The organism is Bradyrhizobium sp. SEMIA (assembly GCF_014844175.1).
Lineage (GTDB): Bacteria > Pseudomonadota > Alphaproteobacteria > Rhizobiales > Xanthobacteraceae > Bradyrhizobium > Bradyrhizobium arachidis.
In genome coordinates this window covers 3,638,587-3,663,247 of the sequence record NZ_CP046601.1, presented here as the reverse complement: position 1 = coordinate 3,663,247, position 24,661 = coordinate 3,638,587, and the positions used below count along the sequence as shown (strand labels likewise).

Sequence of the window (24,661 nt, the reverse complement as noted above, 5' to 3'; positions counted from 1 at the left end):
TCGTGGAAAAACTAACAACCGATATTCAGCACGCCCAAAGAGCAAACTCGCAGTTTGCCGGTGGGCAGATTGCCCATAGAAGGGATGGTTTCCAGAGCTGATGGGTGATGGCTCACGACCATTGCTCATAAACCTGGTTTCCAAAAGCTGGACGATGCGCAGCGTGTCAACAGATCCGAGGCAATTGTTCGCCCCACAACCAGTCGACAATTCGTCGACCGCCGAAACCGGTCGCCATCTGGACAAATTTCCGATTGTCAGCCACCGCTTCGCCAATATCAGCTGCATCGGACCCGAGCGGGTGTGCCTTCATGGCTGCAAGCACGGCGTCAGCCAAATCAGGTGCGACGATGGCGACGAGCTTGCCTTCATTGGCGACATGGATGGGATCCAGTCCAAGGAGTTCGCAGGTAGCCGCAACCGCCGGCTTCACCGGAATGGATGCTTCGTGCAGACGGAACCCGAGCTCGGATTGATGCGCAATCTCGTTGAGGGTCGCGGCAAGCCCACCCCGCGTGGGGTCGCGCATCACCCGGATGCCGCTACCGCCGGCGGCAACCATGACCGCCACGAGATTATGCAAGGCTGCGGAATCCGAGCCGACCTCGGTCTGAAAAGCGAGGTTCTGACGTTTTGACATGATCGTCACCCCATGATCGCCGAGGCTATCGGACACCAGCACACGGTCCCCCACCCTTGCCTTGTCGGCGGAGAGATCGAGCCCATCGGCCACAATCCCGATCCCGGTTGTAGAGATGAACAGACCATCCGCCTTGCCACGCTCAACAACCTTGGTGTCTCCGGTAATGATGTGAACGCCGGCACTACGCGCTGCCGAGCCCATCGAATCCGCGATCACCTTCAGATCAGAAAACGGGAAGCCTTCCTCGATGATAAAGCTGGCCGACAGATAGAGGGGACGCGCGCCGGACATCGCGACGTCATTGATGGTGCCGTGCACAGCCAGTGACCCGATATTGCCGCCGGGAAAGAACAGCGGCGAGACCACATAGCCGTCGGTCGTCATCACCATTCTGCCCGCCGCAACCTCAAACGCTGACTGATCATTGCAGCGGGCGAGCCATTCATTACCAAAGGCTTGGTGAAAAAGGCCGGAGATCAGCTGTGCCATGGCACGGCCCCCGGATCCGTGGGAAAGATCAACGCGTCCGTTCTCGAGGTCGAGCTTGCGCTGATGGCCCTTTACGCTCATGACGTCCGCCTCAACGGTTCATCGCGAACTCGGCCATAGGTCCAATACGCCGCGCAAGCGCCTTCCGACGATACCATGCAGGACCCTATGGGAGTTTCCGGCGTGCAGACGGTTCCAAACAGCTTACAATCGACTGGCCGCTTGGCGCCACGCAGAATCGCGCAGCACTCGCAGGCTGGATTGTCCGCGACACGCAGGTCGTGGATCGCAAAACGCGTCTCAGCGTCGAATTGCGCGTAAGCCGGTTTCAGCTTCAGTCCGCTGTTGGGTACGAGTCCGAGCCCACGCCATTCAAACTGCGCACGGAGTTCGAATATCTGCGATACCTCGTCTTTGGCACGCCGATTGCCTTCACGCGTCACCACGCGACTGTACTGGTTCTCCACCTCGTTGCGATCTTCGTTCACCTGCCGCACCAGCATCAGGATAGCCTGCAACACATCGAGCGGCTCAAATCCCGCGATCACGATCGGCTTGCCAAATTGTTCTGCCAGGGGCTCGTAAGGCTGCGTACCAATAATGGTGCTGACATGTGCAGGCCCGATGAAGCCGTCAATTGGAACCCCGCCGGTGTCGCGGATTTTGGGGTTCTCGAGAATGCTGTGCATCGCAGAGGGTGTAAGCACGTGGTTGCAGAACACGCTGAGGCCCTTCAGCCGCTTCTTCTCGGCAATTCGGATCATCACCGCCGTCGGCGGCGTCGTAGTCTCAAATCCGATGGCAAAGAAGACCACCTCGCGGCTCGGTGCCTGTTCGGCGAGCCTGATAGCATCGAGCGTCGAGTAGACCATCCGAATGTCGGCGCCGAGCGCTTTAGCTCGCAACAGGGACTGTCCTTGAGACCCAGGCGCACGCATCAGGTCGCCGTACACGCACAGAGTGACCTCTGGTCGGTCGACAAGCCGGATCGCCATATCGATTCGACTGGCGGGCAGAACGCAGACCGGACAACCGGGCCCGTGGATCATGCGGACGTTCGCGGGCAGCAGATCCTCCAGGCCATAACGGGAGATCGCATGAGTGTGCCCGCCGCAGAACTCCATGAACCGATAGGCCCGTTGCGAACTAACCTCGGCGCCAATCGCACGCGCAATTCCTTGGGCGATGGCCTTGTTGCGAAATTCGTCGGCAAATTTCATGATGGGCGTTCCCCTGCGCTGCCCAGCTCCTGCAGCAGCTCCAGCGTGCGCTCGGCTTCCACCGGATCGATCTTGGCCAACGCATAGCCCACATGGACAAGGACGCAATCACCGACCTCGAGCTCGTCGACGAGAGCAATCGATATCTCTAGGCTGATGCCGTCGATGGACACTATGGCCATGTCGTTGGGAAGAATTTTTGCAATCTTTGCCGGAACCGAAAGACACATAGTCAGGCTGATCCTCCCCTGGCGGACGACTGTTGAGCTATCTGCAGAGCGGCAATCCAGGCCTGGCCAAGGCTCAAACCGCCATCATTGGGCGGCACCCGCCGTGGCATGAGCGGGATAAGGCCGGCAGCGCTGCAACCGCGCGGGATTTCATCCGCCAGCGCCGCGTTCAGGAAGCAGCCACCGCTCAGAACGACCGTGTTAACGCCAGTTGTCCGCGCAGACCGCGCGACCCAGTCAACGCAGGCGGCGGCGAAAGTGCCATGAAACAGGCCGGCTCCGCCCACCGCGTCAATGTCATCTGCAATCAACCGCGCAAATAGCGGGCGAAGCGACAGCACGCCACCATCGATCGTCCAGCCGGCTTCGAGAATCGCAGTCCGCCGCACCAGCGCCTCGAGCTTCATCGCCGCTTCGCCCTCATAGCTCTGCAAACTCGCAATCCCCAGCAGCGCCGCTGCGGCGTCGAACAATCGGCCCGCACTGGTCGTGGTGGCCCCGCCCGGCTGTTCGAGCAACGCCGACACACATCCAGCCTGCCGTTGTGCCGCAAAGCGCAGCCCGATTTCGTTACCCCGACCGAGTCCGTGTAATACTGCGCTGGCCATCCGCCACGGCTCGCGGGCTGCACGATCTCCACCGGGCATTTGCAGGGGCGCTAAGTGCCCGATGCGTTGGCACCCCGCCCCTTCGCACAACAATAGCTCGCCACCCCAGTTACCGCCCTCGGAGCCAAGGCCATGGCCATCCAGCACCAGGGCAAGCGCAGGTCCCGCATGACCGTGCTCGGCGATCACTGCGGCAGCGTGTGCGTGGTGATGCTGGACAGCGATCAGCGCGCGGCCATTGGCTTCCGCAAACCGGGTAGAAGCCATATCAGGATGCAGATCATGGGCCATGGCGACAGGCTCTACATCAAGGCTCGATGTAAGGTGTCGGATCGTCTCCTCGAACGCGCGGATGCCTTCGGCCGTATCCAGATCGCCAATATGCTGGGAGACGAACGCTTGGTTGTCCCGCGTGATGGTGACGGTCGATTTCAGTGCGCCGCCGACGGCGAGCACGGACGGCACCGACTTCGCAAGCCTGATCGGTTCGGGAACATAGCCACGGGCACGACGAATGAATCGCGGCCGGCCAGCCACCACCGAGACCACGGAGTCATCAGCACGTGTCACTATATCGCGATCATGGGTCACGATAAGGTCGGAGATCCCCTTGAGCCGCCGCAGCGCCTGCGCGTTGTCGATCAGGAGCGGTTCGCCGCAAAGGTTGGCGCTGGTGGCGACGATGATCGGGCTGGTCCGCGCACATGCCCCTGCCGAGCGAAGCGCATGAAGGATGAGGTGATGCAGCGGCGCTACAGGCAGCATGACACCCACGCGAGATAAGCCAGGAGCTATGGCGGGCGCCAAATTGTTGCGCGAACACAGAAGGACGATGGGGCGTGCTACGGATTCGAGCAGCGCAAGCTCGGGCGCATTCGCCTCCGCGATGTCGCTGACGCGCTCTATGGAATCGACCATAACCGCGAACGGCTTCTGAAGGCGCTGCTTTCTCCTGCGCAAACGCTGCACGGCATCCTGGTTACGCGCGTCGCAAAGAAGCTGGTATCCTCCGAGCCCCTTGATCGCCACGATTTGTCCCCCCGCGATTGCCGCGGCAATGGCGCTGATCCCATGGCTGAGCCGAGGCCCGCATGTCGGACACGCGATCGCCTCCGCATGGAACCTGCGGCTCGCCGGATCGGCATATTCGGCCGCGCAGGCAGCGCATAGCCTAAAAGCCCGCATCACGGTGTTGCGGCGGTCGTACGGAAGCCGTTCGGCGATGGTGTGCCGTGGGCCGCAATGGCAGCAACTGACGAAGGGGTAAAGGTAATGCCGACTTTCTGGATCGAACAGCTCGCTGAGGCATTGCTGGCAGGCAGCAGCATCAGCGACGATCTGAGTTGACAATTTGCCGGCTTCGCTCGTGCCGATCGAAAATTCTTTCGCCTCGAGCGCCGCCGTCTCCCGAACGCAGATGTGGTCGATGCGTGCCAATGGAGGTGCCTCGAGCGGCAACGTTGCTACAAAGTCCGACGCACGGTTGCCCTCGACCTCGATCGTAACACCCTCGGGGCCATTGATGACAAACCCAGCCAATCCGTAGCGCACGGCGAGTCTATAGACGTAAGGACGAAAGCCGACCCCTTGCACGGCCCCAGCCACGCGCACGCGCAGTCGCGTTCGGTCGCAGGTGGTTGCGGCGCTCATCGCCTTATGTCCTCTACGGCGCGCCTTTGATACCATGCCCGTCTATCGATCCAGGCGTAGAGCGCGCCAAGACCCTCGCCTGTACGAGCCGAAACTAAAAGCACCTCGATGTTTGGATTGACTCGTCTGGCGTATTCGATCGTCTTGCCGAAATCGAACTCAAGCAGCGGGGCCAGATCAATCTTGTTGATCACCATGAGCGACGAAGCTGCAAACGTATCAGGATATTTGAGCGGTTTGTCTTCACCTTCGGTAATGGATAGCAGCACGATCTTGCAGGCCTCGCCAAGATCGAATGCTGCAGGACAAATCAGATTACCGACGTTCTCGATGAAGAGAATACCACCCGTGAGCAGTGGCAACTGGCGATAAGCCTCGCCAATCATTGCAGCGTCGAGATGGCAACCCTTGCCGGTGTTAACTTGAATGGATGGCACGCCGGCGGCCCGAATGCGTTCGGCGTCGTTCGAGGTGTGCTGGTCGCCCTCGATAACCCCAACCGGCCGGCTGCGCTTGAGCTCAGACGCCGCGCGGACGAGTAGCGTCGTTTTACCTGCACCGGGACTGGATAAAAGATTAAATACAAGCAGGTCATTGGCGAGAAAGAATGCGCGGTTGTGCGCCGCAATCCCATTATTCTTGCTAAGAATATCGCGCTCGATCTGAATGACCCGCTCTCTGCTCATACCCGCGACCTTCAAGCCAGCCGGCCCGGCACCGCTCAGAAGCGCCTGCCCACCATAAGCCTGGTGATGGGCAGAGCGAGGATTGCGACTATGACTATCGCCAGCATGGTTCGAACGCTGCGGCCCTTGGTCGTCATGCGGACGGGCACAATGGCGATCGCAATCGCCCTGCATATGGGCATCGTATCCCTCATGGCGCTCCGCATCATGCGCCTTGGCGCGCTTGGTCGACGGCGTCCCTTCGGTGCAGCCGCAAACGGTACACATCAATCGATCTCCAGCTCTTTCACGCGCATCTGTTCGCCCGCGGTTACCTGCAACTGATAGCTGCCGCAGCAAGGACAGCATTCACCGCGTCGCGCAATCTCGACGCTCTTCGAACAGTTCATGCACCAGGCAACGCCTGGCAGTTCGACGATATTAAGGACTGCCCCCTCGGCGGCCGTCCTCGTTGCAACGACAGCAAAGCAGAACCTGAGCGCTTCAGGCGCGGCATGGGTCAGCGCTCCGATCTCTAGACAGACGCTCCGCACCTGCGAGAACGATCGCCGACGTACCTCCTCCTCGACGATTTGAATGATGCCGAGACAAATCGCCATTTCATGCATCGCCAACTTCGCGAAAATTGAGGGTGAACCCGACGCACGGATCGAGCGAGGCGATCACCGCATCGACTGCATCCCGACGTCGTCCAGCCATCAGCACCGCTCCCTGCAGGCTGCGGACAAGCGGTCCGCACGGGTGGAAGTTCCACTCCGTCGGCGCAAGGAATTCGAAGCGGGATATCCGGCCTTGAGGATCGAGCTCAACCGCGTGGTAGAGACGCCCCCTGGCGCATTCGACCGCGGCCGCCGCACGGGCGGGCCCTAACTTGTATCTTTCGATAATCCCGTGCTCTGCCGAGTCAATCTGAGCACCGGCCTTGAGCCAGGCACATAACCGGAGCGTTTCAGCAATTCTGGCCCTCAGCCGCTCGGCCGCACCGGAAGGGCTGGGCGAGAGTCGATCACGCGTCATTTGGCGCGCCCATGGACCCGTCTCGGGCACGTTTCCGTCAAGATCCGGACAATAGCAAAACCTCGCGCCATCCACGAGCAGCCGCGTAACGATGTTGAGGTCGTCAGCAACGGACAGGAACGAGTGCTCCGCCGGAATTCGCTTAAGGTCGATCTCATCAAGCGCTGCAATGCGAAGCGCCAATGGGCTACCGGACCTCACCGCGCCCCCCTCATTCGTCATGCCGAGCGCGTTCAGCGCAGCCACGATCCGCGCTGTTGCTTCGCATTGAGCGGAGTGCCGGGGTGAGTGTGCGCTGCCGAGAAGCGCTGACATTGCCCGCATCAGGGAGCGAATTGCCGCCGCACTGGCGATGTCTTGCGTAAGATGTCCGACAAACAGGGCCCGTAGCAAATCCGCGATGCGCTCGATAACGATAAGCGTAATACGACGCTGTTTTGTTGTACGAGTGATCACTTCGTCCCGCGCCGTCTCGACCGCGGACAGCAGTGCAGCTTGCTGTGCAGCGGCACACAATGCGAACAGCCGCGGCAGCACCCTGAGCAGCGACGAGACTTGCTTGCCAGCGAACAGCCGTGCCAGCGGCGGCCTGACTCGCGGAAGGATCTCGATCGCGGCGACTACGTCGGCAGCTAGCGATACGGTGACATCGATTTTGTTGCCGGCAGCGAGGCTCATGCGCACCGCTCCACCAACATCCTGGGCGAGGTATGCCGGCGGTCGCCGCGCCCGCTCCGTCCATGGGATCCCTCCAGAAGGCGAACCTTCTCCAAGCTTTTCATGTGAAGTACGCCTCAATAATTTCCTGCATGCGTTCGGCAGAGTCCTGCAAATCCTCGTCGGCAGCCAACGCTAGCATCGGCACGCCGCCGACTTCCAACGTATCAAGGATGATATTGTCCGTAGAATTGAAGAACTGGACCGACCAGACGTTCCTGATCCCGGTCGCCTGCACTCGGCATGTGCTGTAGCCGCGGAAGATGAGTTGGACCGGACCATTCCCCAGGCTTTGCTGCAGGAATGCCAGGTCGATAACGCTCATCGGCAGCAAGGTGAGATTGATGACATGCGCGCGCATTCCAAAGCGCCAGACGCGGGCCCGCTCGCGTATTTCGGCGAGCACCGGTTGCACGTTCATCGCGCCGTCGGGCGCGGGGCCGATCGCAAGGTCGGCGGACGTCAGGTCAGTTGCGGCGCGCCGGACAATCTGCGGGATCGCTCCGACCTCAAGATATTCGCGCGGCGGCTCGCTTCCGATGCGCACGCGCCAAATTCCTGCAAGCACGGACTCACGGATTTGCGCCAAAGAGCCATCTGGCAGCGCAACCACCCCAGCGACCTCACCGGCTCCGAGCACTTCGCCTATCAGCTTGCGCTCGGGATCGCTGAGATTCGCGAGTCCGTACAGTTGTGTCCGAGCGCCGCTCTTCTGTCTGCCAACGGCAGCGGCGGCATTTGATAATAGCGCGGTGGCATTCGGATAGGTCTTTGCAAGCTCGTCACCGTCGCGCCAAGCGCGCTTGGCGAGCGCACTCGTACTCGTTAACCCCCTGTAGAATACATCGAGACTTCCAGAGCGGGTGGCAAGGTCATTCGCCGCCCCGTCGGCGACGTCGGACATAACGCGGATCGCTGTTTTCATCATGCGATGTTCCGTTGGCTGCATCGTGAGGCAATGCACTTGCCGACATAAGCGCTGCCGGCGTGTGGCCGAACCCTCGGTACCGAAATGCGATCGATCGCGACGAAACGGACCGGTCTCCTACCGATCAGGCGGAGTGTATCGTGCCGTCGGGTGAGGATCGGCGTCGACGGGCCTCGCGGGTCGAGCCACTCAACCAGTTCGCCACCTACGGCGCGCACACGCACTGCCCCTTGCCTGCGCCGCCGAAACGTCTTGACCATCTCAGAAAGTAAGAATGCGACCTGGATGATGCGGAGCAAATATGTGGGATCAGCCGCCGGCAGCGGCATCACGGCCGCTTTCACGGGAGCATGCGCGACCAGGCACGCATCGACGCTGACGCGCTCGGCGTCGGACGGAGCGGGCCGCGCCAGACCATGCTGCGCCGGCTGCAACTTCATCACACGCCTTTCTGATTCGGTTCTGCTAGGAGGGTAATAGCAAGGCGCGTGCCAATCAGAAGCGCCTGACATTTTCCATGCCGAGGTTACGTGCGACTGGAATTCGATTTGTGAGCAAGCTTGATCGGCGCAACTGGCGAGCGGAACTGCTAGCGTAGGTGCTCGGGCAATTGCGGCTCATGACCGATCAAGTCCGCAAAGAAGCGATCGCAGTCCTGGCCGTTGAGGGTGGCCTCAAGTCCTTCAAGTGCTTCCGAGATCAGCCTTGCTTCATTTTCATCCAAAAGCCGCACCGCGGTATCGATATGAACGAGCACCTTGGCGCCGGCCGAGGCGTCGGAGAGCAGCATGACCGATACGCGCCGCTGTTCATTGCCATACTTGCAGAGCGCCACGATGCCGTCGGTCTCGACAATCGTCATTGGCAGGCCAAGGCACATGGTCAGTCGCGGGCCGCTAGATCGGCTGCGCCCCCATCTCATAGTTTGCATGGTCGATATTGTTTGCCAACAGCCGTTCTGATGCAGGCAGCGGCGCGGTCCGCGGCTTTGCCGGCGAGCCCCACTGCGCCAGGAGTTTGCAAGCCAGTTTAATCGCAGGCGCAATCTGGAGGCGTACCGGGGCGGTCAGCGGACCGCCCCAATGCTCCAGGTTCATCGGCTGACAGCCGATGAGAGCGAGCTCTCGCGGGCGACGGCCAAGCAGGTCGGCCGCACTCAAGACCTCCTGAAAGCCGGTCTGATGTAGGCTCACCTTCTTGACGGCGGTAAATTTTGGCACTTCGTCATCTCGCACCAGCTTCAACTGCCCGGGCAGCAATCCATAGTCGACGGCATCGAACACGATCAGGCAATCGGCCTGCTCCAGAAAACTGACGAGGTAGAGCCCCTGTGTGCCGCCATCGAGGACCGTTACGTTGTCATCGATCACGTAGTGCCGGTGAAACTCCTCGACCGCCCGCACGCCGAATCCCTCATCGGCCCACAGGATATTTCCGATGCCGAGCACCAGGATCCTTTTCTTGGTTTCCGGTTGCATCCGCTTTCCAGTCAATCGCGAAACCCACACTCACCCGATATCACAGAAGCGATGCTGCGGCGCGACATTAGTCTTCCCGGACGGCCGCGTAGATGTGGACCAGCGCAAAGGTCACGATCACCCACAGGCCGAGATGATGCCAGGTATGGACGTCCTGACTGTTCGGCCAAATTGAAAATACCCAGCCGAATAGCGTGTACTGCCAACTGTCAGTGCCGGCACCTTGCCCATAAAGTGCAAAGCCTGTGATGACCATGAACGTAATTGTCTGCGTAAACATGAAGAACATCGCGAGCTGAGCAAGACGGTTGTGCCCAACGCGCCTCCCGGGCTCAACTGTCAGGAACGCATACCAGCGAATCTCGTGGTACACTTCGCGCCAAAAGCACTTGCGCCAGAGCGGCACCCAAAAGATCTGCATGGCATACGCGTTTCCGACTAACGCCCAGTAGATCCGCAGAAGAAAGCCGATACTGAGCACATATCCCGCCGAGAGATGAGCAAAGCGGATATAGCCGAACAGGAAATTGCCGCTTGCCTCTCCCGACATTGCTGGTGTCCCGGTTCCGATGACATAGCCGCTTAAACTCAGCATCAGAATGGCCGCAGCATTAACGCAATGCCACAGTCGCACCGGCGCGTCAGCGATGGCAGCGCCGATGCTGCGTTCAGTGGGTTCCGTATCGACGGCGGTAATGAGCTTCCGAGCTCTGTCCAGCATGTCGTTAACGAACATTCACTGAGGCCATTTCCTGGCCGTCAGGACTCATCACGTGAGTCGAACAAGCCAAGCACGGATCAAAGGAATGGATCGTGCGCAAGATCTCCAGGGGCCGCTGCGGATCGACCATCGGGGTACCGATCAGGGCGGCTTCAAAAGCGCCAATATTGCCCTTGGGATCGCGAGGAGATCCGTTCCACGTCGTCGGCACGACACATTGATAATTGTCGATCTTGGCGCCCTTGATCTTGATCCAATGCCCAAGCGCGCCGCGTGGGGCCTCACTGAACCCGTAACCCTTAGCCTCCTTGTGCCAGCTTTCCGGCTTCCACTTGCTGACATCGGCAGTTGCCGTATTGCCTGCCTTGATGTGGATTACCAACTTATCCTGGAAATAACGCATCTGATGCGCCGCCCACTGGCATTCGAGCGCCCGCGCCGCAGTACGGCCAAGCGTCGAGAACAGCGCAGTCAGGGGAAGATTGAGCCCCTTGAGTAGTCTCTCGGCCGGCTCCTCGAACTCGGCTTTGCCTTGCGCATAACCGATGATGTATCGCGCCAACGGCCCGACCTCCACGGCGTGGCCGCGCCAGCGCGGCGCTTTGATCCAGGAATACTTGCTGCCTTCGTCGAGTTCCTTGATATCTGTCTTGCTGCCTTTGAGTTTTGGCCCAAGTTCAAAACACGGCTCGGTGATACCGTCCCAGGGATGCAGTCCACAACGATCGCTGGGGTACCTATACCATGAATGCGCGACGAATTCCTGGATCTGCTCGGGATCACCATGGTCGATCGGCAAGATCTCGTTGAGATTGCCACCAAGAATGACCCCGCGCGGCAGCTTGAAACAGGAAGAGTCATTTGCGTTTTCGGGGATATCGCCATAGGACATCACGCTCTTGCTCGAAAGTCCGCCGCCATGGAGCCAGTCCTTATAGAACGAGCAGATCGCGACAATGTCGGGCAGGTAGACCTGCTCGACAAACTCGATCGAACGGTCGATGATCGAGGAGACGATGTTCAGTCGCTCCATATTGATTGCACCCACCGCACCAGTTCCGTCGATGTTGATCGCGCAGGGCACGCCGCCGACCAGCCAGTTCGGATGCGGGTTCTTGCCACCATAGATGGCTTGGATCTTGACGATCTCCTTCTGGAAGTCCAGCGCTTCCAGATAATGCGCTACAGCCATCAAGTTCGCTTCCGGTGGCAGCTTGTAGGCCGGATGCCCCCAATAGCCATTCTTGAACGGACCGAGCTGCCCTGATCCGAAAAATTTGGTGAGCCGGATCTGCAAATCCCTAAAGTAGCCAGGGGACGACAGCGGCCAGGGCGAGATAGACTGCGCGAGCGCCGAGGTCGACTTGGGATCGGCCTTGAGCGCGGAGACCACGTCGACCCAATCCAACGCGTGCAGGTGATAGAAATGTACGAGGTGATCATGCACGAGCAGGCACAGCTGCATGATGTTGCGGATTGAATTGGCATTCTCCGGAATCGCAATTCCTAGCGCATTTTCAACCGCGCGCACGGAGGTGAGCGCATGGGTGCCGGTGCAGACCCCGCAAATCCGCTCGGTGAACGCCCAGGCGTCGCGCGGATCGCGTCCGCGCAGGATGACTTCGATGCCACGCCACATCGTCCCGCTTGAGACCGCATTGCGGATCACATTGTCCGAATCGAGATTGGCTTCGACACGCAGGTGGCCTTCGATCCGCGTCAGCGGGTCGATGACGATTCGCCTGCCTGAACGATCGAGATTGAACCCATTCGGTGTCTGGACGGCCAACGTCGCCCCCTCCTCAACTCAGTTTGCCTTTGGGGGCTGCGCGATCCGACTTGTGGGTCAACCGCTTCACTGCGGTGACCGCCGCATGGGCAGCGACCGTTAGCCCAACTACGCCAGCGGCGGCCATGCCGATCTGGTCGGCGTTCTCCTCGATGCCGAACTGCTTGATGGTTGTGAGACGGTCGTAAAAAGACCCATTATCCCAGAAGCCGTCTTCGGAACAGCCGAAGCAGCCGTGCCCGGATTGAATCGGAAATGAGACGCCGCCGTTCCACCGAATGGCCGAACAGGCATTGTAGGTGGTTGGCCCTTTGCAGCCCATCTTGTACAGGCAATAGCCCTTGCGCGCGTACTTATCGTCCCACTCTTCGACGAATTGGCCAGCGTCGAAATGGGAACGCCGATAGCACTTGTCGTGAATGCGCTCGGAATAGAACATACTTGGACGCCCTCGGCGATCGAGCTCCGGAAGCTTTCCGAACGTGGTGATGAAAGTCACGAGGCCACTCATGACTTCTGCGATAGGCGGGCACCCGGGCACCTTAATGATCGGCTTGTTGGTGATCACCTTATCGATCGACGCCGCGCCAGTCGGATTGGGCTTGGCCGCTTGCACGCATCCCCATGACGCACACGTGCCCCAAGCGATGATCGCCATGGCCTCTTCCGCCATGCACCTGAGCTTTTCAACGAACGGCTTGCCGCCGTCAATGCAGAACATGCCCCCCTCGTTCAGCGGTGGATTGCCTTCGACGGCGAGCACATACCTGCCTTTGTACTTGGCACGAGTTTCCTCCAGGATGGCTTCGGCCTGGTGTCCCGCCGCCGCCATGATCGTATCGTCATAGTCGAGCGAAATCATCGAGAGCAGCGCGTCCTTGATCAAGGGATGGGCCGAGCGGATAAAGCTTTCCGAGCAGCAGGTACATTCGAGCCCGTGCAGCCAGATGACGGGCACACGTGGTTTGGTCTCCAAGGCGTTGGCAATACTGCTTGCGGCGAGCGGACTAAGTCCCAAGCTCGCGGCAGTCAAAGTGCAGAATTTGTGGAAACTACGACGCGTCATACCTTGGCGTCTGATCACGCTGTAGAACGTTTCCGTTGGACCACCCATAAAGCCTTCCGTGTGAGTTGTCGTCGGCCGTAACGAATTACTGACGTTCAGCAAGAAACAAGCCAGCGAAGCGAAACACTTGACAGATACCAAGTCACCGCTTCGGCACTGCGGACTGTCGAAAGCAGCGAGCCATAGGCTGCGCCATTGATCTTTCATGCAAACGGTGTCCGGTTTTGGACGTTCATGTGAGCACTTCTACAGAGCAGCAATATAGTTCATCACTGCATGGCGACTACGTCATGCTCGCTTTTGCACGACCGCGACACTCACGCGTCATGCCGGTTCTTGAATAGAATTGGTGTTGCTGACGGGCACCGGCCTGCCCTCCAGCCTTCATCAGACTTGCCGATTGCTGACCAATGGGGCGTTAAAGCCCGCCCATAGTAGCAACTGCAAGCAGCCCGCCAAAGCAGCTGCCGAGCGATAGAGAAGCCGCAGAAGAGCGCGATGCGCGCACTACCTTCACTTTTTAAGTATGATCGATACTATCTGCCTTTGATCCCAAGCGGCTCGCCTCACGCTGCAGGGGAGAGAGTCTGAAGGTTCTGAGCTATCACAAGAGCGTTCATCGCGCGAGCCGATCGACAGTAATGCGAGATCGTCTTGGCGCCTCGCGACACCAAACCCGCTTGCAAGAGCTTCTTCGTGATAGCGGAGGCGATCTCGTTGTTGCAGCACTGGCGCGAGCCGGCCGACGCAGACAGCAGGTGACGGCGCCGACCTTCAGTCGACATCGATGGGTAGTAGCAACGGTGTCTGCCCAGATGCCGTAATGGGCCCTGCTCCGAGCAAGGGGTAATGATGGTGGCTGTCCCCCGATAGATCATGAAATGGGGTCACGACCTCAGTCGCCCACAAGCATCTGGAGAAGGAGGACAGCCGTGGAGAACTATGCCGGAATCGACGTGTCATTGGAACTGTCGAGCGTGTGCGTTGTGGATGCCCAGGGTAAGATCCTGAAGGAAGCGAAGGTCGCGAGCGAACCCGACGCCTTAGTCGAGTTTTTCGAGACGCTTGGCTTTGCAGTGAATCGGATCGGGCTGGAGGCTCGGCCGCTGTCGCAATGTCTGCATGCGGGGTTGAAAAGAGCAAGGTTCGAGACGGTTTTGCTCGAAACTGGACATGTGAAGGCCGCATTGTCTGCGATGACGGTGAAGACTGATCGCAAGGATGCGCGCGGGATCGTCCGGTTGATACGGATGGGATGGTTCCGGCCGGTACACGCAAAGTCGGTCGATGCGCAGGAGATCCGGGCCCTCCTAATCGCACGCAAACAGCTTCTCGGGCGGCTGATCGACGTGGAGTTGAGTATCCGCGGGATTTTGCGCGGCTTCGGGCTGAAGGTTGGCCCGGTGACGCGGAAGACTTTCGAAGCGCGGATCCGAGAGTTGGTTGCGGGGCAGGCGACATTGGAGCGCATTGCTACAGCGATGCTTTCGGCACGATCGGCCTTGAAGGCAGAGTACGGAAGCTACACAAGGCTGTGCGGACAATTGTGCGTGACGATGCGGTTTGTCGCCGCCTCATGACAGTGCCGGGTGTTGGTCCGCTCGTGGCTGTTACCTACAAATCGGCGATTGATGACCCTCATCGCATCGTAAAATCGAAGGCGGCAGGCGCGCTGTTCGGGCTTACGCCAATGAAATATCAATCGGGAGAAAAGGACGTCACAGGCGGGATCACGTTGGCCGGCGACGAGACGGTGCGCACGGGGTTGTATAAAGCCGCCAACGTTCTGCTGTCGCGCATCACGCGGTTCTCAAAACTCAAGCGCTGGGGGATGGACCTCGCCAAGCGGTGAGGTTCGAAGCGTGCGACAGTCGCTCTGGCACGTAAGCTGGCAGTGATCCTGCGCCGGATCTGGGTCGACGGCACAACTCACCGATGGACCGAAGCGGGGCCGATTTGCGGCATAGGAGATGTGGAGGAGATCAAAAACGCAACCGGGCCCGAACTGAAGCCCAGTGCCCGAAGTCCCGTCGCCGGGACGGTGGATCCGGTGAAGCCGCTACACGTCATCCAACGAACCACGCGTATCTAGATAGGCTCACCGCTCCCTCTGACAGCATGATGTGCGGCCAGGCGTTGACCACGGACAGAAGCATGAGCTCGGCGACGAGACGTTCACGCGGGAGGCTTGACATCATCGTGCCCATTACGAAAGGCCGTGTACTCTTAAGCGACTGGCCGCCTGATGTCCGCTCCCCCAACCGGCGGAAAAGCGGACACCTCCGGAGGTCGCTGAAGGCACAAAATCAGCCGTACCCGCTTGGGCGACTTCCACTTGAAGCAGAACGCAGCTTGGGTATCGGGGGCCCGCATCAAACTGCTATAGTCGCGCGCATGATGGCTGAATTGGCCGTTGCCCGCATCGGCTGCGGTACCCCATACATGCTGGAGCGCCAGAGCCACTCGACCGGACCGAACCGATAGCGGCGCAGCCACCAAGCGCTGAACACCACCTGCGTGACATACACGAAAATGCCGATCGCCAGTGTCGCGGCCACGCCGAGGCGGCCAAATTGGCCTAGACCATAGCCGTAGAAGATCCAGCCGCAGATCACAGATTGCGCCAGATAATTGGTGAACGCCATGCGGCCAAGCGGCGCGGCCCAGCCGAGCATTCTCCGCCCGCCCGGGAGGTTCACAGCGGCGATGACTGCGGCGGCATAACCCAGGGACAATACGACCACGCCCAGCTCTTCCACCAGAAAGCGCGCGCGACCGAGCGACGGCCAATCGAAGAGCTCTTGTCGTGCTGCCGGGAGATTCAATCCGCCGCCGAGAAGAATGGCAGAGGTTGCGATGACGAACAGCAGGCGCCGGTTCGCCGAAGCCCAACGCAAAACTCCGCTGCGCCACGCAAGGGCGCCGATGAGGAACAGCGCGACAGTGCGCGGAAACACCATGACGTGCAGCGGAAAAATCGCCGGCACCTCGCGGATCCGAAACGCGAGCACATCGAAAAATCCGCCCGTGCCGTACACACGCGTCGCCTCCGCGGCAAGAGCGGCCATCTCGGCTTCACCCGGCAGCGGCACGATCGGCGGTAACAGCGGCATGGTCACGTAGAGCCCCAGGAGCAGCAAGGCTGCACCTGCCATAAGCCCCCGCGGGCGGCCGAGAAAGTGCAGCACCACGAAGCCCGCCAGCGCGTATTCGACCAGAATGTCCCCGTTCCAGATCAAATAGAGATGCACCAGGCCAATAGTCAGCAACACCAGCAGCCTGCGCACGAGCAAGATCATGCGCCGTGCATTGCCGGCAAGCCGCTCGAATTGGATCGCAAGGCCAACCCCAAACAGCAGCGAGAGGAGCGAAAACGCCTTCAACTCGACCACAACCGTCAGCACAGCCGCCACCACCTGGTCGAGCGGCCCCGCCCGCTCCACGTTTGGTAAGAACAGCGCGAAGATGGAGATCCGAAATATGGTCACGATGTTCATCGCGAGCACGCCGAACAGGGCCACGCCCCGCAGCACGTCAATGGCGTCGAGCCGCTCCGACGGGTTCATAGGCTTTCTTGACGCGTCACTCGCCGGCGCAGGTTGCGAGCCTATGCTTCCGCCGGTCATTGCAGGATTCCCCCCATTTGCGATGGAGAGATTTAGAATGCCGCCTCGTACCGCGTCAAACTACCAGAATTGGGCAAAGTCTCACATTGCGCTCGATGTGAGTTCGGGGTTTTGTCGGATCTAGCCGATGTGGTCCGGATGGGACCGGCAAGGTCCGGTTGAGGTTCAAGGCTCCCCTCCGCAGCCAGCATGCCCTTGGTCTGGTCATCTCTCGGAAGAGGACATCGCCGCGCTCTGAGTTAAGGTCAGCCACGCGTCACAAGCTGACATGCGCGACCGAGAGAGGCGATCAACTAAGGGGGCACTGCGCTCAATTATCTTCTTGGCAAGGGCCACCTGATGTAGCGGATCGGTCAGGTCGAGCCGAACGAAGAGACAGGTAAAAAAGCCGTAGCTTCAGGTGATTGCTTCTGTCGGCTTAGCGCCCAAGTTTCGGGCATAGGTCGTAAAATGAACCTCCAGGACAGATGTTTTCGTTGGCCAACTTGCATTCCTGCGAAGTCATGCGCAAGAAGTATCTCGATCATGTGACTGCCGAAACCCCTCCTGGTCGTTGGGCCGCCGGTTTCCCGCCAAGAGAAGCAGAACTCCTCCCCTCGAAAGCCCAACCGATAAGAACATAGCCTTCATCACAGGAAAGGACCCCATGCTTCACCAGCGTTCGTCGCGAACTTGTGGATCGCCGTCGCAAGGGACAGAGCCTGCTTTGACTTTAGCTCCACTGCTGGACCAGACAACCTTAAGCGATCGGCACTCGAACCGTACGGTGCGAGGAGCGGAGCGCACTGAATTGAGCCGATTCCAACAGCCGCCACGGCCATAACAAACTTGTTCATTGTAGCCCCGCAAGGATTGATGGATCTGGCTTGCAATACTGCTGCTCGGTCGCGATCGGATATGTCCGACCAGCTAACCTAAGACGGTTCGGTGCCTCTCCTGGCACAGTGTCGGTCGATGAGGGCTAAGGTGGAGATTGCCGCAAAGGCGAACATCACCATACCGCCGGCAACTACACTCGCCTCGCGCCAGCGCGATGCTTGGACGTAGTCTACGACGTAGGCTGACAAAACCTTGGTGCGCCCAGGAATGTTGCCGCCGATCATCATCACGACGCCGAATGTGCCGATCGTATGAGAAAAGCCAACCACGGCGGCTTTAACAACCTCCAATCGCGCCAGCGGCCCCCTGATGGTAATGAAGGCATACAACGACGAAACGCGCCCCGTAGTTTCCAAGTGACGATCTCCTATCCCAACAAAGGCGTTACGGATCGGCTGCACCACCAACGGCAACGCCGAGAGGACCGATCCGATCACGATTCCTGCGAAGGTAAAAGCGAGCGTGCGCTCGCCCCACAAAGTGGCGAGAACGCCACCCGGCCCGCTTGGGCCGAGCAACACGAGTAAGCAAAAGCCGAGAGCTGTCGGCGGTAGCACCAGCGGCAGGGCAATCATCGTCGTCACCGCCTCACTCAAAAGAGTCTTTGAGCGGGCTAGCCACCAAGCGAGGGGCACACCAATCACGAGGAGGATCACGGTCGTTACGGCGGCTAGCTCAATCGTGAGCGCAACAGATTGCGCAATCTCTGCCGAAAAGACATCCATGTGCGTCAGCCCAAAAGTGAAAGCAGGTCGTCTTACGGTTCCAGTGATCGCCTGCACGTCCGGCTCGCCCAGGCATGTGGCGCGGGTCGCGTTTTAGTCGCGCCGCGCTTCATGGCGGCCGCCACATTTACGCGCGTCGTTTCTACGAGCAAGAGCAGCGTCGCAGGTCTCATCGGCAACTCCTGTAACAGGGCCGCCTCCATCTATCTGACGGCGGCACCTCCTCGTTTGAAATCAGCAATTCCTGTGCCGCTTGCGAACGGCGCGGCGCGCTATGCGCGACATGGGAGAAATTCGCATAGACGTCGACGTCGCTGTGGCGCGGAACTAACGCTATGTCAGATTTCTGGCATCTCTGTTGCCGAGCAGACAGGCGCGGTCACGCAACGGAACGGCAGAATTTGATGCGGCCAGAGATGCCTAGGTAGTTTGTCGGTAGCTCAAACACCGTACTCGTTTGGCCGGTAATGAAACGGATCGCAGGAGGCCTGCCCCTTGGCAGCAACGCGAACGATCTAGCTGAGTAATCATCGTGACGCAGCTTCTGCGACTCGGCAGAAGGCGCGGGCCGAGAGCGAAGGCGGAATCTCGACCAACCTGCCTGATGCGCATCGTTAGCGCAGGCTGGAGACAAATGCCCCGTGCACGACGAGCTTTGCCGCTAGCGACAAGGCAGTGCATCGATTCAAGATATTGCCACGCAATCGAGCTCCTAAAAGGCTTCCATCTCGTAGATGAGTGCGATCCAAACTATCAATTTTACCGATGTCATCTACTGTTGCATCCATCAGCAGCTGGCGCATATCGATCACGCTCGGGCTTCTATCCCGAGACGGGACTCCGCTAATGCGCTCAGCCGATCAAGTTGCGCGTCTCGCTGCGACTTTTTGTTTCGACCTTGCGAACGCGGGCCGAGCACCCAAACCGATACCGCCCGGAGACAGACGGTTTGTCAGAGACTGCTTAATCGGGCGCACTTTGAGCAACTGGTGCATATCTTGCTTAACGAGAAGGGATAACGCAACTAAACGCCTGCCTTTGGAACGACGCGCCGGCTCTCGGAACCGTCTTCAATCGGACACGGCTAAAATGATGAGTCTCGTATGACGCTGTCGTCGCTCAATGACGCGGCGGCTCGCATTCGAGTATATTAGGGAAGGAAGCGTCATGACCACCATGGCAACTGCGGCGCCCGCACGCGCGTCGCAAGCTTGGTATAGGATTCTCTACGTGCAGGTGCTGATCGCGATCTTGATTGGCGCCATGGTCGGTTGCCTATGGCCCTCTGTCGCGACCAACGACTGGGTCAAGGCGCTCGGTGACGGGTTTATCAAGCTCATCAAGATGGTGATCGCGCCGATTATTTTCTGCACCGTCACATCTGGTATTGCGCATATTCAGGATGCGAAGAAAGTCGGGCGCGTCGGCGTCAAGGCGCTGGTCTATTTCGAGATCGTCTCCAGTTTTGCCTTGGTGTTGGGCCTGCTTATGGGCAATCTGGTCCAAATCGGTCATGGCCTTGCCGTCAAGCCGGATGCCGCGGCGGTCGCCAATTACGTCAAGCAGGCGGAAGCCTCGAAGACCGTCGATTTCTTTCTCAACATCATTCCGGATACCGTAGTCGGCGCCTTCGCCCGCGGCGATGTTCTGCAGGTTCTCCTGTTCGCGATCCTGTTCGGCTTTGCACTGATGGCGTTAGGAACCCGCGGGGAGCGACTGCGAGGCATGATTGACGACGTCGCGCACGCTGTGTTCGGCGTGATCGCTATCATCATGAAAGCGGCTCCGATCGGCGCCTTCGCGGCCATGGCCTTCACTATCGGCAAGTTCGGGCCGGCAGCACTCGGCAATTTGATCGGTCTGATCGCGCTGTTTTACGCGACGGCGGCGTTGTTTGTCGTGGTGGTGCTCGGTTTGATCGCGCGCCTCGTCGGCTTTTCAATCTTCAAGTTCATCCTCTATATCAAGGACGAGATTTTGATCGTGCTCGGCACATCGTCCTCTGAAAGCGCGCTGCCGCAATTAATGGAGAAGCTCGAACGGCTGGGCTGCTCCAAGCCCGTGGTCGGCCTGGTGGTGCCAACTGGCTACTCCTTCAACCTCGACGGCACCAATATCTATATGACACTTGCGACCTTGTTCATTGCCCAGGCACTCGGGGTCGATCTCACCTTTGGCCAGCAGCTCACGATCCTGCTCGTGGCAATGCTAACGTCGAAGGGAGCAAGCGGCGTCACCGGCGCGGGCTTCATCACGCTCGCTGCGACGTTGTCGGTGGTCAGCCCAGCGCTGGTGCCGGGCATGGCAATTGTATTTTCGATCGACAAGTTCATGAGCGAGGTGCGCGCCCTTACTAACATCACCGGCAATGGCATCGCCGCCGTGTTCGTATCCTGGTGGGAGGACGAGCTCGAGCACACGACGCTGCAAGCTCGGCTCAACCAGCCCAACGTTTCCACCACTATCGACACACGATGAGATAGGTCCCGGATCCTGACCGCCGCCATTCAAAGATGCGTTGAAAGCAAGCGCAGCGACATTTCTCGTAGTTTGAATCGAGACAGCCGACTTGACGAGCCGGAACTTTCACGCGCGATCGCCAGTGCGCAGCCCTTGCCCCACCTCGCCCGGGGCCAGCCGCCCTGGAACGATGCCCGTCGAGCAAAAGAGTCGGGGCTTTTTTTACCAGTCATTTTCAAGCGCGTCTTTCACCGTTAAGCTTCCGGCCATCTGAACGCTTCTGCGACATTTGCCGCGCCAGATATCAGGACTGCGACAGAACGTGTCGGCCTGACAAACTTGTTGTTGCTCCCCGTACAATCGCATGTGTGCGGTCACCGCCCTTGCCTCGTCCGACCAACGACGTGGTAGCGATCCTGTGACGCAACTCATCATCCCTTGTTAAGGTCCGCGCTGTCGCATTAGATCAGACGGTGTGTGATCAGCACGGATTAGATGGCACCTTGACAGAGCTGTGGCGGGTCGCAGACGGCTAGTGTCGGTTCGGCGTCGCTGCGCGCGCGCTTTTGATTCCGGCCAACGCCCCGGAGGCCAGTCCTCCGCACCGAGGCGTAAAGGCCCGTAAAGGCCCGCAGGACATACAAAGCGGTCGCGTAACTTGGCCTTCGTATCTCGGCACATGAGTACCGGCGAGATGAGTGGTTCGGCAGCTTGTCTTTGTTCTTTCCGGTTCGGCCAGGTGCCCCTGATTGTTCCGGCTCAACGTCTTGACTGAACTGCAGCCGCTGTCCTCCTGCGGCTGGTTATCCTCGGCTGCAGCTCGAGCGCCTGCCCGGAGTTATCGGCAACGGAGGAAAGCAGGCACTTGAGCATCGATCGCGGGCGTGTCACCGCGCCATATTGAAAGGTTTAGGACGACTATACGTACGTCTGTAATGCAATTGTTCTCTGCGCGTGCTCAGGTCACCACCAAGCAATCGAGCGGAACCGCTCACCAGCGGGTGCTGGTGCTGAGTATTGCCCTATTTTTGCCTAAAATGTTATAGCTCCCCCGCCGGAGAAAAAAGGCCGGACGGTATCAGAATGCGTAGCCCGATCAGCAGTTTAGAACGTTCAGCCCCTCAGCTTACGTTCGGCAGCATAGCGCTGGCCGTGGTAACTCTGGCCTGCTTGTACCTTCACGCCCATTTCGCCGCGACGGCGTTCGCCTATTTGTTAGTGGTATTGCTGTTTTCGTTGATGGGAAGCTTCATTGCGTCGTCCGCGCTTTGCATCATAGCCATCGCTGCTCTCGCTTACTACTTTGCGCCGCCGGCGTTCAGCCTGCGTATCGATGACCCCCAGGATCTGCCGGTGGTTGTTGCATTCTTTATCGCCTCGATTGTGGGAGCGCACCTGATCGGAAAGCTCCGCCAGGAAAGAGAGGCTGCGCGTGTCGTTGCGGCCAAGCTTCAGCGGAGTGCGGCCGATTTGGAGGATCGCCCGAGCCGGTTTCGACCTGGGTCCAGGAGATCTTGGAACGATCACCGCGGCAGTCGCCACGCTTGGTGACGAAGTTGTAGATGCCGCCCTTGCCTTCCGAATTGCCCGGATACCAGTTCTGCACCGTCGAATATTTGATCTCGGCGTCATCGAGCGCGACGAGCTCTACCACCGCCGCATGCAGCTGATTCTCGTCGCGCTGCGGCGCGGTACAGCCCTCGAGATAGGAGACGTAGGAGCCCTTGTCCGCGATGATCAGCGTGCGCTCGAACTGGCCGGTGTTGCGCTCGTTGATGCGGAAATAGGTCGACAGCTCCATCGGGCAGCGCACGCCCGGCGGCACGTAGACGAACGAGCCGTCGGAGAACACCGCCGAGTTCAGCGTCGCATAGAAATTGTCCGAGGTCGGAACCACGGAGCCGAGATATTTCTGCACCAGCTCAGGATGCTCGCGGATCGCCTCCGAGATCGGCATAAAGATCACGCCGGCCTTCTTGAGCTCCGCCTTGAAGGTGGTCGCAACCGAGACCGAATCGAACACCGCGTCGACCGCGATCTTGCGGCGGGCGGGATCTTCCTCGCCCACCTTGGGCTCGACGCCTTCGAGCATGGCAACTTCCCGCAAGGGAATGCCGAGCTTCTCGTAGGTCTTCAGGATCTCCGGATCGATCTCGTCGAGCGAGGTGACCGTCTTCTTCGGCTTCGGCGCCGCGTAATAGTAGATGTCCTGGAAGTCGATCTTGGGATACTCGACGCGCGCCCAGGTCGGCTCGGTCATGGTCAGCCAGCGCCGATAGGCCTCCAGCCGCCACTGGAGCATCCAGGCGGGCTCGTTCTTCTTCTGCGAGATGAATTTTACGATCTCTTCCGACAGCCCCTTGGGGGCCTTCTCGGAGTCGATCAGGGTTTCAAACCCATAACGATACTGGTCGACGTCGATGCGCTTCACGCGCTCGACCGTCTCTTGTACGGCTGGCATTCCATCCTCCGCTCGCGGTTTCAAGGACCGCGGTGGATCAAACTCGGACGAGTATTACGATGTTTTCTGGCCGAAAGCACGTGCTTAGAACCGTTCAAGCCGTGTTTCGTCGCTTACGCTCTAAGTAGGGTATTACCCAGCTTTCGCCAAGCCTCTAACGCCCTATTGATGTCATTTGGCTCCGTGGACCAGCCCAGACTGAGACGCACCGCTCCCTGGGCCACGGTGGCATCATACCCCATGGCTGACAGTACGTGGGACGGCTGGACCTTGCCGGACGAGCAGGCGGAGCCAGAGGAGACAGCGACTCCTTCGAGGTCGAAGCCGATCACTGCAGTCTCGGCCTTCAGGCCGGGTGCGGTGAAAAGGACCGTGTTTGGCAGCCGCTCCACGTCGTCGGCAAAGATGGTGCCTCCGGCGACGCCGCGAAGTCCATTTTCCAAGCGATTCCTGAGGGTTGTCATCCGCTCCACATCTTCCGGGAGAGTCTGAAGCGCCGCCCTCACCGCCGCACCGAACCCGGCGATGCCTGCGACGTTCTCGGTTCCCGCGCGGCGGTTCAGCTCCTGCCCGCCGCCGCGCAGCACCGGCTCCAGTCCGGCGATTCCCTCGGCGACGACCAGCGCGCCGACGCCCTTTGGGCCGCCGATCTTGTGCCCAGAAAAGGTCGCAAGGTCCGCGCCTACCGCGTTAATATTGAAAGCAATTTTGCCGAGCGCCTGGATCGCGTCGACATGCAGGAGGCCGCCGGCCTCGTGGACGATCCGCGCCGCTTCAGCGACCGGCTGAACCGCGCCGGTCTCGTTGTTGGCCGCCATGATCGAGACCAGCGCCGGCGGACCGTCGCCCAGCTGTTCCTTCAGATGATCGAGGTCGATCACGCCCGAGCGCGTGACCCGGATTTGACCGATTCTATTGGCCTGGAATCGGCCGCCTGCCAGCACCGAGGCATGCTCGATCGCCGAGACCAGCAGCCGTTCGACAGGACCGCCAGACGGACTCTTCAGGCCCGGCGCGAGCGCCAGCGCGTTGGCTTCGGTTCCAGCGGAGGTGAAGACGACGTTCCGCGGCAGCGCACCGGTGGCCGCTGCAAGCGCGCTCCGTGCCTCCTCGACCAGCCGTCGCGCCTCGCGCCCCTCGGCATGAACCGACGACGGATTGCCGATCAGGTCCCAGGCAGCGAGCATCGCGGCCCGCGCTTCAGTGCGGAGCGGCGTGGTCGCATTCCAGTCGAGATAAACGCGGCGCGGCATTGAGTATTATGTTAC

At 59.8% G+C, this 24,661-nt stretch carries 19 protein-coding genes and 3 pseudogenes; 3 read left to right on the top strand and 19 right to left on the bottom strand.

What is annotated here, in order from left to right; translation table 11 throughout:
• Window positions 1-166 precede the first annotated feature (166 nt).
• The 14 genes and pseudogenes from hypE to FOM02_RS17835 all read right to left on the bottom strand — a co-directional run bounded on the left by hypE (window position 167) and on the right by FOM02_RS17835 (window position 13,290).
• A complete protein-coding gene (hypE, locus tag FOM02_RS17900; RefSeq protein WP_265441941.1) occupies window positions 167-1,213 on the bottom strand; it encodes a hydrogenase expression/formation protein HypE in 1,047 nt (348 codons plus the stop codon).
• Window positions 1,210-2,352 (bottom strand): hydrogenase formation protein HypD, encoded by a 1,143-nt coding sequence (gene hypD, locus FOM02_RS17895; protein ID WP_265441940.1) that lies wholly within the window; start codon window positions 2,350-2,352, stop codon window positions 1,210-1,212. The genes hypE and hypD overlap by 4 nt, the downstream gene beginning before the upstream one ends.
• Window positions 2,349-2,534: a HypC/HybG/HupF family hydrogenase formation chaperone gene (locus FOM02_RS17890; RefSeq protein WP_322596990.1), complete on the bottom strand. Its 186-nt coding sequence runs from the start codon at window positions 2,532-2,534 to the stop codon at window positions 2,349-2,351. Before FOM02_RS17890 ends, hypD begins: the two co-directional genes overlap by 4 nt.
• A 50-nt stretch (window positions 2,535-2,584) precedes the next feature.
• Window positions 2,585-4,840, bottom strand: coding sequence for a carbamoyltransferase HypF (gene hypF / locus FOM02_RS17885; protein ID WP_265441939.1), 2,256 nt, complete (start codon window positions 4,838-4,840; stop codon window positions 2,585-2,587).
• A complete protein-coding gene (gene hypB, locus FOM02_RS17880; RefSeq protein WP_265441938.1) occupies window positions 4,837-5,793 on the bottom strand; it encodes a hydrogenase nickel incorporation protein HypB in 957 nt (318 codons plus the stop codon). The genes hypF and hypB overlap by 4 nt, the downstream gene beginning before the upstream one ends.
• The gene (gene hypA, locus FOM02_RS17875) at window positions 5,793-6,134 is read right to left on the bottom strand and encodes a hydrogenase maturation nickel metallochaperone HypA (RefSeq protein WP_265441937.1); all 342 of its coding nucleotides are present in this window, start codon (window positions 6,132-6,134) and stop codon (window positions 5,793-5,795) included. The genes hypB and hypA overlap by 1 nt, the downstream gene beginning before the upstream one ends.
• Window positions 6,127-7,221, bottom strand: a complete 1,095-nt coding sequence (locus tag FOM02_RS17870; protein WP_265441936.1) for a hypothetical protein — start codon at window positions 7,219-7,221, stop codon at window positions 6,127-6,129. Before FOM02_RS17870 ends, hypA begins: the two co-directional genes overlap by 8 nt.
• Window positions 7,222-7,321: 100 nt before the next feature.
• A complete protein-coding gene (locus FOM02_RS17865; RefSeq protein WP_416207785.1) occupies window positions 7,322-8,185 on the bottom strand; it encodes a hydrogenase expression/formation C-terminal domain-containing protein in 864 nt (287 codons plus the stop codon).
• Window positions 8,185-8,628 carry a hypothetical protein gene (locus FOM02_RS17860; protein ID WP_265441934.1) on the bottom strand — a complete coding sequence of 148 codons (444 nt, stop codon included), beginning with the start codon at window positions 8,626-8,628 and terminating at the stop codon, window positions 8,185-8,187. Before FOM02_RS17860 ends, FOM02_RS17865 begins: the two co-directional genes overlap by 1 nt.
• A 149-nt stretch (window positions 8,629-8,777) precedes the next feature.
• Complete coding sequence (locus FOM02_RS17855; RefSeq protein WP_027557843.1) at window positions 8,778-9,068, bottom strand: HypC/HybG/HupF family hydrogenase formation chaperone; 291 nt, start codon at window positions 9,066-9,068, stop codon at window positions 8,778-8,780.
• A gap of 16 nt (window positions 9,069-9,084) precedes the next feature.
• Entirely contained in the window at window positions 9,085-9,666 is a 582-nt protein-coding gene (locus tag FOM02_RS17850; RefSeq protein WP_265441933.1) for a HyaD/HybD family hydrogenase maturation endopeptidase, read from the bottom strand.
• Window positions 9,667-9,677: 11 nt separating this feature from the next.
• Window positions 9,678-10,387: pseudogene (gene cybH, locus FOM02_RS17845) on the bottom strand (Ni/Fe-hydrogenase, b-type cytochrome subunit).
• Between the two features lie 4 nt (window positions 10,388-10,391).
• Window positions 10,392-12,176: a nickel-dependent hydrogenase large subunit gene (locus tag FOM02_RS17840; protein WP_265441932.1), complete on the bottom strand. Its 1,785-nt coding sequence runs from the start codon at window positions 12,174-12,176 to the stop codon at window positions 10,392-10,394.
• A 13-nt stretch (window positions 12,177-12,189) separates the two neighbouring features.
• Window positions 12,190-13,290 (bottom strand): hydrogenase small subunit, encoded by a 1,101-nt coding sequence (locus FOM02_RS17835; RefSeq protein WP_265442185.1) that lies wholly within the window; start codon window positions 13,288-13,290, stop codon window positions 12,190-12,192.
• Between the two features lie 884 nt (window positions 13,291-14,174).
• Between FOM02_RS17835 and FOM02_RS17830 the strand changes: the two are divergent.
• Window positions 14,175-15,181 (top strand): annotated as a pseudogene (locus tag FOM02_RS17830) (IS110 family transposase); the annotation flags it as partial.
• 433 nt (window positions 15,182-15,614) lie between these two features.
• Here FOM02_RS17830 and FOM02_RS17825 read toward each other — a convergent pair.
• The 3 genes from FOM02_RS17825 to FOM02_RS17815 form a co-directional block, all read right to left on the bottom strand.
• Window positions 15,615-16,808 (bottom strand): DUF418 domain-containing protein, encoded by a 1,194-nt coding sequence (locus FOM02_RS17825; RefSeq protein ID WP_265441931.1) that lies wholly within the window; start codon window positions 16,806-16,808, stop codon window positions 15,615-15,617.
• 974 nt (window positions 16,809-17,782) lie between these two features.
• Window positions 17,783-18,472: a molybdate ABC transporter permease subunit gene (locus FOM02_RS17820; RefSeq protein ID WP_265442184.1), complete on the bottom strand. Its 690-nt coding sequence runs from the start codon at window positions 18,470-18,472 to the stop codon at window positions 17,783-17,785.
• Window positions 18,473-19,086: 614 nt separating this feature from the next.
• Window positions 19,087-19,284 (bottom strand): hypothetical protein, encoded by a 198-nt coding sequence (locus FOM02_RS17815; RefSeq protein ID WP_141263466.1) that lies wholly within the window; start codon window positions 19,282-19,284, stop codon window positions 19,087-19,089.
• Window positions 19,285-19,639: 355 nt separating this feature from the next.
• On the opposite strand from FOM02_RS17815, the gene dctA reads away from it, so the two are divergent.
• Entirely contained in the window at window positions 19,640-20,950 is a 1,311-nt protein-coding gene (dctA, locus tag FOM02_RS17810) for a C4-dicarboxylate transporter DctA (RefSeq protein ID WP_265441930.1), read from the top strand.
• Between the two features lie 1,065 nt (window positions 20,951-22,015).
• Entirely contained in the window at window positions 22,016-22,483 is a 468-nt protein-coding gene (locus FOM02_RS46855) for a DUF4118 domain-containing protein (protein WP_322596973.1), read from the top strand.
• On the opposite strand, the pseudogene sufB reads toward FOM02_RS46855, so the two are convergent.
• Both sufB and FOM02_RS17795 read right to left on the bottom strand, forming a co-directional pair.
• Window positions 22,416-23,393: pseudogene (sufB, locus tag FOM02_RS17800) on the bottom strand (Fe-S cluster assembly protein SufB); the annotation flags it as partial. The gene FOM02_RS46855 and the pseudogene sufB overlap by 68 nt on opposite strands.
• A gap of 113 nt (window positions 23,394-23,506) precedes the next feature.
• Entirely contained in the window at window positions 23,507-24,646 is a 1,140-nt protein-coding gene (locus FOM02_RS17795; protein ID WP_027557836.1) for a cysteine desulfurase family protein, read from the bottom strand.
• Window positions 24,647-24,661 lie beyond the last annotated feature (15 nt).